This is a genomic window from Bacillus gaemokensis (genome assembly GCF_001590835.1).
GTDB lineage: Bacteria > Bacillota > Bacilli > Bacillales > Bacillaceae_G > Bacillus_A > Bacillus_A gaemokensis.
On sequence record NZ_LTAQ01000012.1, the window covers coordinates 297,854 to 315,025 of the forward strand.

14 protein-coding genes are annotated in these 17,172 nt (G+C 36.9%); 10 read left to right on the plus strand and 4 right to left on the minus strand.

Annotation, left to right across the window (positions count from 1 at the left end; genetic code table 11):
- Positions 1-56: 56 nt before the first annotated feature.
- Both AZF08_RS12655 and AZF08_RS12660 read right to left on the minus strand, forming a co-directional pair.
- Positions 57-794, minus strand: coding sequence for a polysaccharide deacetylase family protein (locus AZF08_RS12655; protein ID WP_033673248.1), 738 nt, complete (start codon positions 792-794; stop codon positions 57-59).
- Between the two features lie 201 nt (positions 795-995).
- Positions 996-2,069 (minus strand): glycosyltransferase family 4 protein, encoded by a 1,074-nt coding sequence (locus AZF08_RS12660; protein WP_033673247.1) that lies wholly within the window; start codon positions 2,067-2,069, stop codon positions 996-998.
- A 683-nt stretch (positions 2,070-2,752) separates the two neighbouring features.
- On the opposite strand from AZF08_RS12660, the gene AZF08_RS12665 reads away from it, so the two are divergent.
- Both AZF08_RS12665 and wecB read left to right on the plus strand, forming a co-directional pair.
- Positions 2,753-4,078 carry a UDP-glucose dehydrogenase family protein gene (locus tag AZF08_RS12665; RefSeq protein WP_051725641.1) on the plus strand — a complete coding sequence of 442 codons (1,326 nt, stop codon included), beginning with the start codon at positions 2,753-2,755 and terminating at the stop codon, positions 4,076-4,078.
- Positions 4,079-4,172: 94 nt separating this feature from the next.
- Positions 4,173-5,291: a non-hydrolyzing UDP-N-acetylglucosamine 2-epimerase gene (gene wecB / locus AZF08_RS12670; protein WP_033673245.1), complete on the plus strand. Its 1,119-nt coding sequence runs from the start codon at positions 4,173-4,175 to the stop codon at positions 5,289-5,291.
- 83 nt (positions 5,292-5,374) lie between these two features.
- Here the strand turns inward: wecB and AZF08_RS12675 are convergent, their stop codons facing one another.
- Positions 5,375-6,475: an LCP family protein gene (locus tag AZF08_RS12675; RefSeq protein WP_033673244.1), complete on the minus strand. Its 1,101-nt coding sequence runs from the start codon at positions 6,473-6,475 to the stop codon at positions 5,375-5,377.
- Positions 6,476-6,499: 24 nt separating this feature from the next.
- Entirely contained in the window at positions 6,500-7,141 is a 642-nt protein-coding gene (locus tag AZF08_RS12680) for a YigZ family protein (protein ID WP_033673243.1), read from the minus strand.
- Positions 7,142-7,383: 242 nt separating this feature from the next.
- Between AZF08_RS12680 and AZF08_RS12685 the strand changes: the two genes are divergently transcribed.
- The 8 genes from AZF08_RS12685 (at position 7,384) to secA (ending at position 16,899) form a co-directional block, all read left to right on the plus strand.
- Positions 7,384-8,226 (plus strand): DegV family protein, encoded by an 843-nt coding sequence (locus AZF08_RS12685; protein ID WP_033673242.1) that lies wholly within the window; start codon positions 7,384-7,386, stop codon positions 8,224-8,226.
- Between the two features lie 360 nt (positions 8,227-8,586).
- Positions 8,587-8,901 (plus strand): winged helix-turn-helix transcriptional regulator, encoded by a 315-nt coding sequence (locus AZF08_RS12690; protein ID WP_033673241.1) that lies wholly within the window; start codon positions 8,587-8,589, stop codon positions 8,899-8,901.
- Between the two features lie 273 nt (positions 8,902-9,174).
- Complete coding sequence (locus AZF08_RS12695) at positions 9,175-10,491, plus strand: C40 family peptidase (RefSeq protein ID WP_033673240.1); 1,317 nt, start codon at positions 9,175-9,177, stop codon at positions 10,489-10,491.
- A gap of 127 nt (positions 10,492-10,618) precedes the next feature.
- The gene (locus tag AZF08_RS12700) at positions 10,619-11,965 is read left to right on the plus strand and encodes a DEAD/DEAH box helicase (protein WP_033673238.1); all 1,347 of its coding nucleotides are present in this window, start codon (positions 10,619-10,621) and stop codon (positions 11,963-11,965) included.
- Positions 11,965-12,669 carry a ComF family protein gene (locus AZF08_RS12705; protein ID WP_033673237.1) on the plus strand — a complete coding sequence of 235 codons (705 nt, stop codon included), beginning with the start codon at positions 11,965-11,967 and terminating at the stop codon, positions 12,667-12,669. Before AZF08_RS12700 ends, AZF08_RS12705 begins: the two co-directional genes overlap by 1 nt.
- Before the next feature lie 126 nt (positions 12,670-12,795).
- Positions 12,796-12,993, plus strand: a complete 198-nt coding sequence (gene cspC, locus AZF08_RS12710; RefSeq protein WP_033673236.1) for a cold shock protein CspC — start codon at positions 12,796-12,798, stop codon at positions 12,991-12,993.
- A gap of 466 nt (positions 12,994-13,459) precedes the next feature.
- Positions 13,460-14,002: a ribosome hibernation-promoting factor, HPF/YfiA family gene (gene hpf / locus AZF08_RS12720; protein ID WP_033673235.1), complete on the plus strand. Its 543-nt coding sequence runs from the start codon at positions 13,460-13,462 to the stop codon at positions 14,000-14,002.
- Between the two features lie 386 nt (positions 14,003-14,388).
- Positions 14,389-16,899 carry a preprotein translocase subunit SecA gene (secA, locus tag AZF08_RS12725; protein ID WP_033673234.1) on the plus strand — a complete coding sequence of 837 codons (2,511 nt, stop codon included), beginning with the start codon at positions 14,389-14,391 and terminating at the stop codon, positions 16,897-16,899.
- Positions 16,900-17,172 lie beyond the last annotated feature (273 nt).

Consider the following 17,172-nt stretch of genomic DNA (forward strand, 5'->3'; position numbering starts at 1 on the left):
AAATAGGAATTGAGGGAAGAGAAAAAAACAAACAGCTCTAGTATATACTAAAGCTGTTACAATCTTGTGTCCTTCCAGAAGTTTACTTCTAAATGGGAAGAAGGATTATAAGGAAGAAGTGTATATCCTTTTGCTTGAAGATAGTCGATAACTTTCGGAAGGATTTTCACAGTGACACTAGAATCGTGCATTAAAATGACCTCAATTTGTTCATCACTTTGGTTCATAACTCGCTCGAGTATGGAGGAAGGATTGTGATAGCTTTTCCAGTCATATGTATCGATTGTCCAATCCCACATTTTATAATGAGCAGAAACGAGTGCATCGCGATAATTCTTTTTTAGATAAGGCATACTACCATATGGAACTCGCACAAGGTGCGTATCCAAATTTGTTGCCTGACGAACGATTGAACGGGTCTGCTCCATTTCGGAAATCAAAACGGATGGGTCACCGGTATATAGGCGTTTTACATCATGAGACATGCTGTGAAGTCCGATATAATGACCTTCTCGTATGAGACGTTTCATTGTTTGTGGATAATGTGAAGCTTTTCCACCGATGACAAAGAAAGTAGCTTTCCCATGTTTTTGTTCTAAGATGTTTAAAATTTGTGATGTGTATTTGTTCGGCCCATCATCAAATGTTAAGTACGCAATCTTTTTCGGAGTCGCGGCAGTCTGGACAGTAGAGTGAGATTCAAGTGGAGAGTTAGCTGCTGCGTCCATATTAGATATCAAACATGTAGTCATACTTAAAAATATAATAATGCATCGAAATATTTGCTTCATCATCATACTCACCCTCAGTCTAACAATCAAAGATGTAAAGAGGGAATCAAGATACTTTTCGTATTATCCTCTTTGTATGTATAGCTTTCTCCAATAGAGGAACTCTCAAACAAACTATATTTTGGAAATGAAAAAAATAGCATCCTCTCTTAAAAAGAAAGGATGCTATTTGAATATTACGTATTAATCAAGGCAATACTATAATTATTCTTCACGTTTTTTTACTTTTTTATAGAAGGAAAGAATTGGTTTGTAGCGTTCGTGCACAAGACCAATTATTTCTGCTACGATTTCAGTAAAGAAGATTAACGCAAACAGAAGAATAATGGACGCCCATAAAGTAGCGCTAGTGAAAATAATTGCATTTACACTAAAGAAAATACCAAAGGCGTAAATGATAAGTACCGTCTTACGATGAGAGAAGCCCATTGCTAATAGACGATGATGTAAATGCGATTTATCTGGCGCAGAAATTGGTTTTTTATTTACAATACGTCTAATAATCGCAAATGTTGTATCGAAGATCGGTACACCTAAAATGATAATGGGAACAAGGAAGCTGAATAACGTTACACTTTTGTATAATCCGAGTAACGATATAACAGAAATGCAGTATCCTAAAAATAATGCACCTGTATCTCCCATGAAAATTTTTGCTGGATGGAAGTTATAGAATAAAAATCCAATTGTACTTGCAAGAGCAATTAATGCGAGCGGTAGAATGATGGCTGTACCAGTACCAATTGGACTCGTAAAGGCCATATAAGCTAACGTTGCAAGAACGATGGATGAAATTCCAGCAGACAGTCCATCTAATCCATCGATTAAGTTAATAGCGTTTGTAATACCTACAATCCAGAATACTGAAATTGGGTAGGCAAGAATACCGAGTTCAGTATCTCCCAAGATAGGAATGTACAGTACCTGAACTAATAATCCACTTTTTACAATGAGTGCAGCAACTAATAGTTGTCCACCGAATTTTACTTTTGCTGATAATTCATACATATCATCTAAAATACCGATGATAACGATGATAACAGCACCTAAGCTTATTGATAGCATTCTTTGTTCATATAATCCACTAACAACAAATCCTACAGCTACACCAATGAAAATTGCCAGTCCACCTAGACGAGGCATAATTTTTTGGTGTACTTTACGCGCGTTTGGCTTATCTGTTGCTCCGATTTTAAATGCTAATTTGATTACCAAAGGAGTAACAATTAATACAGTAATGAAAGATGCCAAAACTGCATAAATCACTTGTGAGTCCATTAATACCCCACCTTTTATATTTTAACGTAATTTTTGAACAAGTTATCTGAAAATTATGATGTTTGTTTGCAGGCTCATAACATATGGTATCACAAAAAGATTAGAATTCAATCTTTTTTTCTATCCACTGTAATTGGAAATAGATAAAATATATGACAAATTTGTGATGAATGCGATGCCATACAACAAGGTTACAAAATCTTTACAGTATACAGTGTAAGGATTTCAAAAGACATGCTAGCTCTTGATAGAAGGCTATTGAATATCGGAAATACTAAAATTTCTTTACTATAAGTGTTACACCTTAAAATACTTACGTTTCGCGTTAAAATATGGAAAGGCTATAGTTTGAAGCTATGAAGCGATTTGTAAAGCAATATGCAAAAAAATTACTGTTATTTTACAAAATCTTAAAAAAGAAAGAGAAGATATTTCATATAATAAAGAGGTGAGGGCTTGAACAAATCTTCTAGTGATATCATCTCATTTTATCCGGCTATTGGCTGGTAATAATCTTCCCGCCGATTTTCACCTTAGTATGAAGCGAAAAAGGTGTCCTGTATTCATTTTGTTATGAAAGGGGGAAGTGCAGGGGGATATGTAATTGATATAGAAATGAACATGTCTTCTGCTTTTTTACTATATACGAAATGAAAATTGTAGTGCCCTGTGCGGAAAATGTAATGAAAATTACGGTGATAGGTACTGGATATGTAGGATTAATTACGGGAGTTGGATTAGCGACATTAGGTCATTTTGTTACGTGTTTTGATCTAGATAAGGGAAAGATAGAACGAATAAAGCAGGGAGATATGCCAATTTATGAACCTGGTTTAGAGGAATTAGTAGAGGCAGCCTTTGAAGAGGGCTCTTTAACATTCACATCAAATAGAACTGAGGCGTTTGCCTGTGCGGAGTATGTATTTATTGCGGTGGGAACTCCTTCTTTACCGGATGGTACAGCAGATTTAACATATATTCGGAATGCTTGTTATGATATTGGTACGTATGTAAATTCGAATGTAATTGTTATTACGAAAAGTACAGTACCTGTAGGAACGAATGATCAAATGAAAGAATGGATTGAGGAGAAGCTGCAAGCACAGCATAGGATACATATGGTATCCAATCCTGAGTTTTTACGTGAAGGATCTGGTATACATGATTTTTTTCATGGCGATCGTATTGTAATTGGAGCAAATTCCAAGGAAACTGCACAGAAGGTAGAGACACTATATAGTGAGCTCGAGATTCATACATTTATTACAGACGTTCGCAGTGCGGAAATGATTAAGTATGCTTCTAATGCTTTCTTAGCAACAAAAATTAGTTTTATAAATGAAATCTCAAATATATGTGAAAAAGTGGGAACAGATGTACTAGAGGTAGCAGCTGGAATGGGAATGGATCAGCGAATCGGTTCTCACTTCTTACAAGCTGGTATTGGTTATGGGGGTTCTTGTTTTCCAAAGGATACAAATGCTCTTGTACAAATTGCAGGAAATGTTGCGCATGATTTTAGATTGTTAAAAGCCGTGATTGAAGTCAATAATAAGCAACAATTATTACTTATCGAGAAGGCAAAAAAGGTAATGGGTGTGAGTGGAAAAAGAGTTGCAGTGCTTGGAGCGGCCTTTAAACCCAATACGGATGATATTAGGGAAGCACCATCTCTTGTCATCATAAAAGAGCTAGTGCAGATGGGAGCAAATGTAGTCGTATATGATCCGCGGGCTATTTCTCATGTGAGAGAGCTATTTGGTACCAAAGTAGAGTATGCTGATAATGTGGATGAGGCAATTATGGAAACGAGCGCAGTTTTTATCGTAACTGAATGGGAATACATACGATCTTATCCGTTAGAAAGGTATGTAAAACTTATGAGGGAGCCTATTTTATTTGATGGGAGAAATTGTTATACTAGGAAGGATGTTGAGAAACACAGAATGGATTACTATTCTGTAGGGAGAAAGAGCATCCAGAATAATAGAGTTCCTACCATCTATTAAGAACACTTTTTTTGTCCTTTTGGGTTCTCATATATAATGGAAATGTAACAATGCTAGCAAATAGTGTAACTAGTGAAAGAAAAGAGGCAGTGAAATGACTGAACGTTTAAAAGTAATGACGATTTTTGGAACACGTCCGGAAGCGATCAAAATGGCACCTCTTGTGTTAGAGTTGCAAAAACATCCGGAACAAATTGAATCGATTGTGACAGTGACAGCGCAGCATCGTCAAATGTTAGATCAAGTATTAGATATTTTCGGTATTACGCCAGACTTCGATTTGAATATTATGAAAGACCGCCAAACTTTAATTGATATTACAACGCGTGGTTTAGAAGGTTTAGATAAAGTAATGAAAGAAGCGAAGCCACATATCGTTCTTGTACATGGTGATACAACAACGACGTTTATCGCGAGTCTTGCTGCTTTTTATAATCAAATTCCAATTGGTCATGTTGAAGCTGGACTTCGTACGTGGGATAAATATTCTCCATATCCGGAAGAGATGAACCGCCAATTAACAGGTGTAATGGCAGATCTTCATTTCTCTCCTACAGCAAAATCAGCAACAAACTTACAACAAGAAAATAAAGATGAAGCTCGTATTTTTGTAACAGGAAATACAGCAATTGACGCACTGAAAACGACTGTAAAAGAAGAGTATAGTCACCCTGTACTAGAGAAGCTTGGAAATGATCGACTTGTACTTATGACAGCGCATCGCCGTGAAAATTTAGGAGAACCAATGCGCAACATGTTCCGTGCAATTAAACGTCTAGTTGAAAAGTACGAAGATGTACAAGTTGTATATCCTGTTCATATGAATCCTGTTGTTCGTGAAACAGCAAATGACATTTTAGGAGATCATAACCGCATTCATTTAATTGAACCGCTAGATGTAATTGATTTCCATAACGTTGCAGCACGTTCATACTTAATGCTTACAGATTCTGGTGGTGTACAAGAGGAAGCTCCTTCCCTTGGTGTACCGGTTCTTGTTCTTCGTGATACGACAGAACGTCCAGAAGGCATCGAAGCAGGTACATTAAAGTTAGCAGGTACAGATGAAGAAACAATCTTTACACTTGCAGATGAATTGCTGTCTAACAAAGAAGCGCACGACAAAATGGCACAGGCATCTAACCCTTACGGTGATGGTCTTGCTTCAGAGCGTATTGTGGAAGCGATCTTACAATATTTTAATAAAAAATAAGTAAAAAAGAGCCAATTCTTATATCTGTTCATATAAGAATTGGCTCTTTCTTTTTTGTATATTCATTTGGAAAGAAAGTAGTCCTACTGTTGATTTCGCATAATCCATTCCGCATTGGAATCTGTAGATGCAGGTGGTTGTCTTTTGTTTTCAGTAGGTGTGCTCTTTGAACTTGTATTCGTATTTGTATTTGTATCAGTCGTAGAATTTGTTTTTTGATTATCTTTTCCTAAGTTTTTCCGAATGGTATTACGAACTGTTTGAACACTCATTTCATCTGGAAGGAAGTAATAGATACCATCTAATTTTTTATCTTCACCTTCTAATTTAAGTGTTTGGATATTATTAGGATTAAATCCGGATAACTTATTATATAAGGAAAGTCCGTCCGATACAGGGATATCGGTCTTTACATATTTTCCTACTACTTTTGTTAAGTCTTTAATCTTAAAGACTGTGGAAGCAGAATTGAGTTCATGGGCAACTGCGGCAAGTACTTGTCTTTGCCTTGTAGCGCGACCGTAATCTCCATTTGGATCTTGTTTTCTCATACGTACATAGGCCAAAGCTTCTTCGCCATTTAGTTTTTGTTTTCCTTGTTTAAATTGAATCAGCTTGTAATAATCTATATCAGAACGTTCTTCGAAGTCGAAAGGTACCTCGACTGTAATGCCACCAACAGCATCAACAATCCCTTTAAAGCCCTTGAAATCAATTTTAATATAATGGTCGACAGGTACCCCTAAGAAATTTTCAACGGTTTCTACTGCCATTTTTTCTCCACCATAAGCATGTGCGGCATTAATTTTATCCTTTTTATTTTTTCCGGCGATTGTAACACGCGCATCACGTGGAATACTCATAAGCGAGACTTTTTGCGTGTTTGGATCCACTGTTGCAAACATAAGGGAGTCTGTACGACCATTTTGACCATCGGTTGCATAATCTTCAATTCCCATAATGAGGATACTGAAAGGTTCTTTCGTAATTTGTACTTCCTCAGTTCTTAATTTGGACTTATCACGTGTAAAACCACTATACATCTCCATGAGTGAAGAATAGGAAGTAAATGAGTAAAGTCCTATGCTTAAAATTAAGGCCATAAAAATGAGGTAGATGAAAAATCTACGTCTGCGCTTTTTCTTAACTCTCCTTTTCTGGAGATGATGATGACGCTCTTCCATACATAAACTCCTTTTAATCTTATGTTATTGTTGTAAGATATCTTGTTCTAAATACAGCATTTCATCTTCTTGTATTGTACATTTCCCATTTGTTAATTCAATCATCCAATCTGTGAAAATTTGTTTTTGATTTTCTTCCACATAAGTATCGAATGTCACAGTTTCTAGGTAGTGTATCTCTTTTAATGCATATTTTGAGTGACGTAATTCATTTTCAAGTTTACCAAGAAGCGTATAATCGACCTCTGTCTTCATAACGCGCATTAGTTTTCGTTCTACAACACCGACATGGTTAAGCCCTTCACTTGTACACTTTCCATATGCACGAATTAGACCGCCAGCACCAAGTTTGATGCCGCCAAAATAACGTGTGACGACAACGACAGTATCTTTTAATCCACGTTTTTTTAACACTTCTAACATAGGCACGCCAGCTGTACCGCTCGGTTCACCGTCATCATTTGCCTTTTGAATTTCATCGCGTTCACCAATCAAATAGGCAGAGCAGTTATGCGTTGCGTTCCAGTGTTGCTTTTTTATTTTTTGGATAAATTCTTGTGCTTCATCTTCTGTTGTAGCTCGGCTCACGAAGCAGATGAATCGTGATTTTTGAATGACAATTTCGTGTTCACCGTAGCCTTTGATTGTTAAATATTGTAATAGCAATGGTATACGCCCCTATCTTTCAAAATTACTCTTACTTTTCATTGTAAAAGGGCGAGATTTTAGATTCAAACATTTTTTGTAGAAATATAGTAAATTATAATAAATACTTCAATACTTTTTGTTGTAAATGATTCACATGTTTATTATAATTTTAAATCGACAATTTTCATACATTAATGCACCTTTTGTTATTTTCGTGTAAAATTAGGGAATCAAAACTTTTTTATAAGGTAGGTACGAAAATGAGAACAGCTATTGTTACTGATAGTACAGCATATATACCGAAGCATATTCGTGAGGAACTTAATATACATATGATTCCATTAAATGTAGTTTTCGGAACGGAATCTTATCAAGAAGAATCGGAAATTACAGCGGAAGATTTTTATGTGAAAGTCCGTGAACATGAAGAACTTCCAAAAACTTCTCAACCAGCAATTGGAAAATTTGTGGAGTTGTTCGAAGAATTGGCAAAAGATTATGATGCTGTGATTAGTATTCATCTTTCGAGTGGGATTAGTGGTACATATCAAACAGCGACAACAGCAGGGCAGATGGCCAAAGGCATTGATGTGTATACGTATGATTCTGAAATTAGTTGTGAAGTACAAGGCTTTTATGTACGTGAAGGTGCAACAATGGCGAATGAAGGGAAATCACCAGAAGAGATTGTGGCTCGATTCGATGAAATAAAGAAGACAATCGATGCGTATTTTGTTGTGGATGACCTACATCACCTGCAGCGTGGTGGTCGTTTAAATAGTGCGCAGGCATTTATTGGTAGCTTATTGCAAGTGAAACCGGTTTTATATTTTAGGGATAAAGTGATCATTCCATTTGAAAAAATCCGTACACGTAAAAAGGCGCTGAAGCGTATCGTTGAGATTTTTGATGAGCAGGCAAGTAAAGGTGTACCAATGGAAGCGGTTATCATTCATGCGAATCGTGAAGAAGAAGCGAAAGCGTGGCAACAAGAATTGCAAGAACAGTACCCTCATGTCACAATCCGCACTAGTTATTTCGGTGCTGTAATTGGAACGCATTTAGGAGAGGGAGCGCTTGGATTAGGTTGGTATACAAAATAATAAAAATGTAAAAGCTCTCTTTTTGTAGAGAGTTTTTTTTACGGATGTGTATGCTTGTTTGACAAGTTAATATTTGGAAGTGGTGAAATTTAACTTATATAAATACAGATTGAAAGACCGACATAAAACCATTCCTTTTAGGTGGGAGAGAGGATCCGCTCATGGATAGAAGTGGACAGTGCCTTTTTTAGCCCCATGCCATGTGAAAACAGAAGGAGAAAATGAGTGGAAGTCTCCTTGTATTCTTCATAGCCGTAATTTATATGTTGGAAAATCAAAATGGATTTATAAAAAATAAGGAAAGTTTTATTGCTTACTTTTTATAAGAAACTATTTTATAATGAAGGAGAGGTGAAACATATGGAGCATAATTCTTGTTTATGTCCAAAGTTTGAATCGGCTTTTACACTACTTAGTAAAAAGTGGACGGGTTTAATCATTAAATCTTTGTTAGAGGAGCCGAAACGATTTAGAGAAATTGCTGATATTATTCCCAATATGAGTGATCGTATGTTGTCGGAACGTTTAAAGGAATTAGAGAGTGAAGGTATAGTAATACGTAATGTGTATCCAGAAGTACCTGTTAGGATCGAATATGGGTTAACAGGTAAAGGGAAAGCATTAGAAAGTGTTATGAATGAAGTTCAAAATTGGGCTGAAAAATGGGTGGATTAATATTTAATCATCTTTGATCGAGTAGCCCTATGAATAGAAAAAAAGTGCAAGGAATGTTCCTTGCACTTTTTTTCTTTCTGTAACAAATAAACGACAATTGTATAAAAAAATAGCATGATTTTCTTAAGATTCTACAAAAAAATACATAATTCCAAATGCAATATTACATTTATTTTACAAACACGTAACATTGATAAAAAATCTCCCGAATTATGGTATAAATTTTAATAGATTATATACGGAAAAGAAAAAAGAAAGCGGTGTAAAAACAAAATGAAAAAGCTAAAAATGGCATCTTGCGCATTGGCTGCAGGATTTATGATGTTTTCAGTGGTAACACCAAGTGTATTTGCGGAAAAAATGGATGATGTAAAAACAGAAATTAATACACAAAATGATACTTTACATAAACAACAACAAGAACGTGATGAGCTTCAAAAACAAATGAATGACTTAAATAAAACGGTTCAAGGTTTAGATAAGTCTGTTCAAGAAAATGCAGCAAAACTTGATGAAACAACGAAAAAAGTTGAAGAAACACAGCAATTGATTGAGAATAAAAACAAAAGTATTGCAGAGTTACAAACGAAAATTGCAAAACGTGAAGATTTATTAAGAAAACGTTTAGTAGCACTTCAAGAGCAACCAAACACGAACGTTGTAACAGAGGTTGTTGTAAACTCTAAAAACATTGCAGATTTAGTAGATCGCTTAACGTCTGTTTCTAAAATCTTCGCATCTGATGAAGATATTATGAAAACACAACAAGAAGATCAAGCAACTGTGAAAAAAGATGTTGAAACGGTAAAAACAAAACAAAAAGAACTAAAAGAAGCACAAGTAAAAATCGAAACTGCAAAGAAAGAACTTGACGCTGAAAAAGCGAAAAAGCAAGAAGCAGTAACTGATTTAAGTGGGAAAATGGACACTGTGGTAAACACAATGTCAAGCACAGAAAATCAATTAAAAGAGCTTGAAAAACAAGCGTTACAATTACAGCGTATAGCTGAACAAGAAGCGCAAGAAAAAGCAGCACAAGAAGCAGCTGCTAAGAAACAAGCAGAAGAAGCACAAAAACAACAAGTAGCACCAACGGCTCCAGTTAAGCAAGAAGAAGCTAAAAAAGAAGAGCCTAAAAAAGAAGAAGTTAAAAAAGAAGAAGTTAAAAAAGAAGAACCTAAAAAACAAGAAGCTAAAAAAGAAGAGCCTAAAAAAGATGTTGTTGTACCACCTGTTACTGATGATGGTGGTAATCTCGGAGTAATTGAAAAAGCGAAAAAATATTTAGGTGTTCCATATGTATTCGGTGGTGCATCTCCAAGTGGATTTGACTGCAGTGGATTTATTTCTTATGTATATGGAGTAGGGCGTCAAGATGTTGCGGGTTATTGGAATTCTGTTCAAAGACTAAGTAGCCCACAACCTGGAGATTTAGTATTCTTCCAAAACACATATAAATCAGGTCCATCACATATTGGTATTTACATTGGTGGAGGACAAATGATTCATGCTGGTGACGGTGGAATTGCGTACTCTAGCTTAAGCAGTAGTTACAACCAATCACATTTCTTAGGTTACGGTAGATTATAAGATTTTTAATTAAATAAAACATGTGTATAAAGTCGATAGCTTACTATTTTATAAGTAGGTTATCGGCTTTTTTGATTTTTTACGGGATAAATAGAAAGGGTTATAGTAGAGAGGGAGGTGCTTTACTATGCTAGTAGGAAGACAAATGCTACTAGAAGAACTTTCGTTATCAAAGGAGGAACTAGACCGTTTGGAGGAGCAAGGAGATATCTCTTTAGCAAGAGGCGTCATTAGAAAATCTTCACGTTATGTATGTCAGCGCTGCGGAAATATAAAGCAGCGATTATTTACATCATTTTTATGTAAACGATGTAATCAAATGTGCACGTATTGCCGAAAATGTATCGCGATGGGGCGAGTTGGCGAGTGTACAGTGCTTGTCCGGAGTGTCGGTGATATAGGAAGGAAGAAATGGCTACACCCTTTACAGTGGGAAGGCAGGTTATCACCTGGGCAGGATATAGCAGCGAGTGGTGTAATGGAAGCTGTTCGGCAGAAAGAGTCCTTTTTCATATGGGCGGTGTGCGGAGCTGGGAAGACGGAGATGCTATTTTATGGGATAGAAGAAGCACTTAAGAAAGGTGAGCGAGTTTGTATTGCGACTCCGCGAACGGATGTAGTGATAGAATTGGCTCCTCGTTTGCAAAGTGTGTTTCCAGAGGTACCGATTGCCGCGTTATATGGCGGTAGTTTGGATCGTGAAAAGGAAGCTAGACTCATCGTTTCTACAACCCATCAGCTCCTCCGTTATTACAGAGCTTTTGATGTCATGATTATCGATGAAATCGATGCTTTTCCTTACGCGATGGATGAGATGCTACATTATGCTGTAGAGCAAGCGTGTAAAGAAAGAGCGGCTCGTATTTATTTAACAGCGACTCCGGCAGAGAGATGGAAACGTAATATTCAAAATGGTAAACAAAAAGGCGTCACTATTTCAGGACGTTATCATCGTCATCCAATGCCAGTTCCTAAGTTTTGTTGGTGTGGTAATTGGAAGAAGTTGCTCTGGCGTAAAAAAATTCCTCGCGTTGTATTAGAATGGTTAACATTGTATCTCCAAAAACAATACCCCATTTTTCTATTCGTTCCCCATGTAAGATACGTAGATGAAGTAAGTTTATTATTAAAAGAATTAGATAATCGAATTGAAGGTGTTCATGCCGAGGACCTAGGAAGAAAAGAGAAGGTAGCCGCCTTTCGGAAGGGGGATATTCCGCTACTAGTCACAACAACTATTTTAGAACGCGGTGTAACAGTTGCGAATTTACAAGTGGCTGTTTTAGGTGCGGAAGAAGATATATTCTCGGAAAGTGCGCTTGTTCAAATTGCCGGTCGTGTTGGTCGGAGCAGACAGGAACCGAGTGGAGATATTGTTTATTTTCATTATGGAAAAACAGAAGCGATGGTCCTTGCGAAAAAACATATTCAATCTATGAACAAAAAGGCGAAGAAGCAAGGATTGATAGATTAATGCATTGTCTACTTTGTGATGAGTATATTTCGGAAATAGTAAGCTGGTATTCTTTTTTTATTCAGTCTCAAAAGCGGTACATATGCGAGTTGTGTGAGCGAGAACTTACCTATATTCTAGGAGAAATTTGTGAAGATTGTGGTCGCTCTTTTGATTCTCTTTCGGATGAGTATAGAGAAGGGGTGATTTGTAGAGATTGTGCTAAGTGGAGGGGGGCTGGAAAGTTTCAGCTTGTGCGAAATCGATCTGTGTATGATTACAATGATTGGATGAAGGAAGTGTTAGCTCGGTTTAAATTTCGAGGTGATGCGGAGCTTGTTCAAGTCTTTCGTGCAAGCTTTGTAGCTGCCTTTCAAAAGTACTTTGCAAATTGCCAGGTGGTTATTCCTGTTCCGCTTAGTAAAGAACGGGAATATGAGCGTGGTTTCAACCAAGCGGAGTTATTGGCTTCTTGTTTGCCAATTCAAATGTTGCAAACATCTTTAAGTAGAAATAATACAGAAAAACAAAGTAAAAAAAGGCGTGTAGAGAGGCTTTCAATAGCTAATCCTTTTTATTTTCAAAACGAAGAAAGTTTTGCTGGGAAGCGCATACTATTGATTGATGATGTGTATACGACAGGCATTACCGTTAGACAAGTTGGACAATGTTTATATGATTCAGGTGCTCAAGTTGTTTCTAGTCTTACTCTTTGCCGCGGATAATATATACATGTCGAAAGATACAATAAAAAGACGACAAGTCTTCTTTGACTGGATATGTTGTCATTCGTTATAGTCGAACTATAGGGCGAATACCCTTATTTTTAGAACGAAGGGAATGGAACAAACATGCAAGGAAGAGTAAAGTGGTTTAATGCAGAAAAAGGATTTGGGTTTATTGAGCGTGAAGATGGAAATGATGTTTTTGTTCATTTTTCGGCGATTCAACAAGATGGATATAAGTCGTTAGAAGAGGGACAAAAAGTAGAGTTTGATATTGTAGAAGGTGCGCGTGGGCCACAAGCAGCGAATGTTGTGAAATTGTAAGTTTGAATGCATGTATTTTTAGGAATATAGAGCTGCGTTTGTGGCAACGGTTTATATATACAATTTGATCTTTCAACATATAAATTGCGGCTATGAAGAACAGAAGGAGATTTCCACTCATTTTCTCCTTCTGTTTTCACGTAGCATGGGGCTAAAAAGGGCACTGACCGCTTCTACCCATGAGCGGATGCTCTCTCCCATCTAAAAGCAATGGTTTTATGTCGGTTTTTCAAACTATGGAAAGCGTTGTCAAAAAGTTGTTTCTTTTCTGTAACGAATTGTCCATACTTATATTCGTTATTTACGATGTTAATAGGGTAAAATAAAAATAGAAACGATGCATCTTTTCTTTTCAACAAAAAACGATAAAAAATTGCAATTTCGCTAACTTTTTTAAAAAAGTTAGGAGGAGTTTTTAAGCCGTTGTCGAAACTGTATACATAGGCTTGAAAGGAGGAATTCATCTATGAAATTCAACATTCGTGGTGAAAATATTGAGGTAACTCCAGCATTAAAGGATTATGTAGAGAAAAAAATTAGCAAATTAGAGCGTTATTTTGATACATTCCCAGAGATTAAAGTTAACTTAAAAGTATACTCTGACAAGCAACGTGTCGAGGTAACAATTCCTTTTACAGATTTATTACTTCGTGCAGAAGAAACTCATAGCGATATGTACGCTGCAATCGATTTAGTAGTTGATAAAATCGAGCGACAAATTCGTAAACATAAAACAAAAGTGAATCGTAAATTACGTGAAAAAGGTTCTCCTAAAACTGCACTCATTCTTGCAGGGCCAGTGGCGACTCAGGAAGAAGTGCAAGAGGATGATTTAGAACTTGTACGTACAAAACGATTTGATTTAAAACCAATGGATGTAGAAGAAGCGATTTTACAAATGGATATGTTAGGTCATAACTTCTTCGTCTTCACAAATGCGGATACAAATGAAACGAATGTTGTATATGGCCGTAAAGATGGAAAATATGGATTAATTGAAACAAAATAATAAATAAAAAACGCAGCTGTAAAAGGCTGCGTTTTTTTAATTTCTATGAAAGATGTGAAAGACTTTTGTTTTTCTGTGTGGATAGCGGGATAAACTGTCTATAAAGTAAAGCTTCCATCCATAGGGGGGCTTGCTGTCCACAAATGCGGGATAAATGCTGTATTGAGCAAAATTTTACCTAATTTTGTTCATACATTTGGTCGGTTGTTGTCATAGTTATAAGACAAGTGTTACAATTATCAATAGGTTTATACATTTTATGTGTTTTTTATTTAGGAGAGAAATTGGCAAAAAATAAATTTAATTTTTATAACGACTGAGTAGTGAACAGAAAGATAGAGCACTATCGGAAGTTTTATTTTAATAAAAAGAGGAGCGTATTTCCTATGATCGGTATTTTAAAAAAGGTGTTTGATGTAAACCAGCGCCAAATTAAACGTATGCAGAAAATTGTGGATCAAATAGAAGCGTTAGAATCATCGATTCAACCATTAACTGACGAACAATTAAAAGGGAAAACAATTGAATTTAAAGAGCGTCTTACAAAGGGTGAAACGGTAGATGATTTACTACCAGAAGCTTTTGCGGTTGTTCGTGAAGCGGCAAAACGTGTTCTTGGAATGCGCCCGTATCCTGTGCAGTTAATGGGTGGTATTGCCTTACATGAAGGGAATATCTCTGAGATGAAAACAGGTGAAGGTAAAACATTAACATCTACTTTACCAGTCTATTTAAATGCTTTAACAGGTAAAGGTGTTCACGTTGTTACAGTCAACGAATATTTAGCACAGCGTGATGCCGGTGAGATGGGACAACTTCATGAGTTCCTTGGGTTAACAGTAGGAATAAACTTAAATAGTATGTCACGTGAGGAAAAACAAGCCGCTTATGCAGCTGATATTACATACAGTACAAATAACGAACTTGGATTCGATTATTTACGTGATAACATGGTGCTATATAAGGAGCAACGTGTTCAGCGTCCGCTTCACTTTGCGATTATTGATGAGGTCGATTCTATCTTAGTCGATGAAGCTCGTACACCACTTATTATTTCTGGACAAGCACAAAAATCAGCAGAACTATATATGTTCGCGAATGCGTTTGTTCGCACTTTAGAAAACGAAAAAGAATATTCGTTTGACGTGAAAACGAAAAATGTAATGTTAACAGAAGAAGGAATCACTAAAGCAGAAAAGGCATTCCATATCGAAAATCTATTCGATTTAAAACATGTTGCACTTCTTCATCATATTAATCAAGCGCTTCGCGCACATGTGGTTATGCACCTTGATACAGATTATGTAGTGCAAGAAGGTGAAATCGTAATTGTAGACCAATTTACTGGTCGTCTTATGAAAGGTCGTCGCTATAGCGAAGGATTGCACCAAGCAATTGAAGCTAAGGAAGGCGTAGAAATTCAAAATGAAAGTATGACGCTAGCGACAATTACATTCCAAAACTACTTCCGTATGTATGAGAAGTTATCAGGTATGACTGGTACAGCGAAAACGGAAGAAGAGGAGTTTCGTAACATTTATAATATGAATGTTATCGTAATTCCAACAAACAGACCGATTATTCGTGACGATCGTGCGGATTTAATTTTCAAAACAATGGAAGGTAAATTCAATGCGGTTGTTGATGATATTGTAAAACGTCACAAACAAGGACAACCAGTTCTTGTTGGTACGGTTGCAATTGAAACATCTGAACTTATTTCAAACATGTTAACACGTAAAGGTGTACGCCATAACGTCTTGAATGCGAAAAACCATGCGCGTGAAGCAGACATTATTACAGAAGCAGGATTTAAAGGTTCTGTAACGATTGCGACAAACATGGCTGGTCGTGGTACAGACATTAAGTTAGGCGAAGGTGTTAAAGAGGCTGGTGGCTTAGCTGTTATCGGTACAGAGCGTCATGAAAGCCGTCGTATTGATAATCAGTTACGTGGTCGTTCTGGGCGTCAAGGAGACCAAGGTGTAACGCAGTTTTATTTATCAATGGAAGACGAGTTAATGCGCCGCTTCGGTTCAGATAATATGAAAGCGATGATGGATCGTCTTGGTATGGATGACTCACAACCAATTGAAAGTAAGATGGTTTCCCGTGCTGTAGAATCTGCACAAAAACGTGTTGAAGGAAATAACTATGATGCACGTAAACAACTTCTGCAATATGACGATGTACTTCGCCAACAACGTGAAGTAATTTATAAACAGCGTCAAGAAGTAATGGAGGCTGAAAACTTAAGAGGCATTATCGAAGGTATGATGAAGTCTACTGTAGAGCGTGCGGTTGCTCTTCATACACAAGATGAAATTGAAGAAGATTGGAACATGAAAGGTCTTATTGACTACTTAAATACAAACCTTCTTAAGGAAGGTGATGTAAAAGAAGAAGAATTACGTCGCCTTGCACCAGAGGAAATGAGTGAACCAATCTTTGCGAAATTAAAAGAGCGTTATGATGAAAGAGAAAACCTTCTACCAGAGGAACAAATGCGTGAATTCGAAAAAGTTGTTGTATTCCGTGTTGTAGATACGAAATGGATGGACCATATTGATGCGATGGATCATCTTCGTGAAGGTATTCATTTACGTGCTTATGGTCAAATTGACCCACTTCGCGAGTATCAAATGGAAGGGTTCTCAATGTTTGAATCCATGATTGCTGCTATCGAAGAAGAGATTTCTCGCTACATTATGAAAGCGGAAATTGAACAAAACTTAGAACGTCAAGAAGTAGCACAAGGTGAAGCGGTTCATCCGAAAGATGATGGCGAAGAAGTGAAGAAGAAACCGGTAGTAAAAGGTGACCAAGTTGGACGTAACGACCTATGTAAATGTGGCAGTGGCAAAAAATACAAAAACTGCTGTGGTATTGGGAAATAAAGAAAAGCGGAGGCGGCTTGTTCAAAATTGTAGGACGTTGGAGCATCCGACAGAGAGGCGCTTTTTGCCTCGCCCGAGGGTGTGAAACGGCCGGAGATTTTAGCCGCCGGAGCTGGACAAAAAAGAAAAGCGGAGGCGGCTCGTATAGAATGTGAGGGGGATGGAGCTTCAGACGTAGAGGCGTAGTTTGCCTCGCAGGAAGAAGTGAAGTCACCGACTGCAAAGCTTTACTTCCAAAATGGAAAAAATCAAAAATCTCCATATAATAAAAGG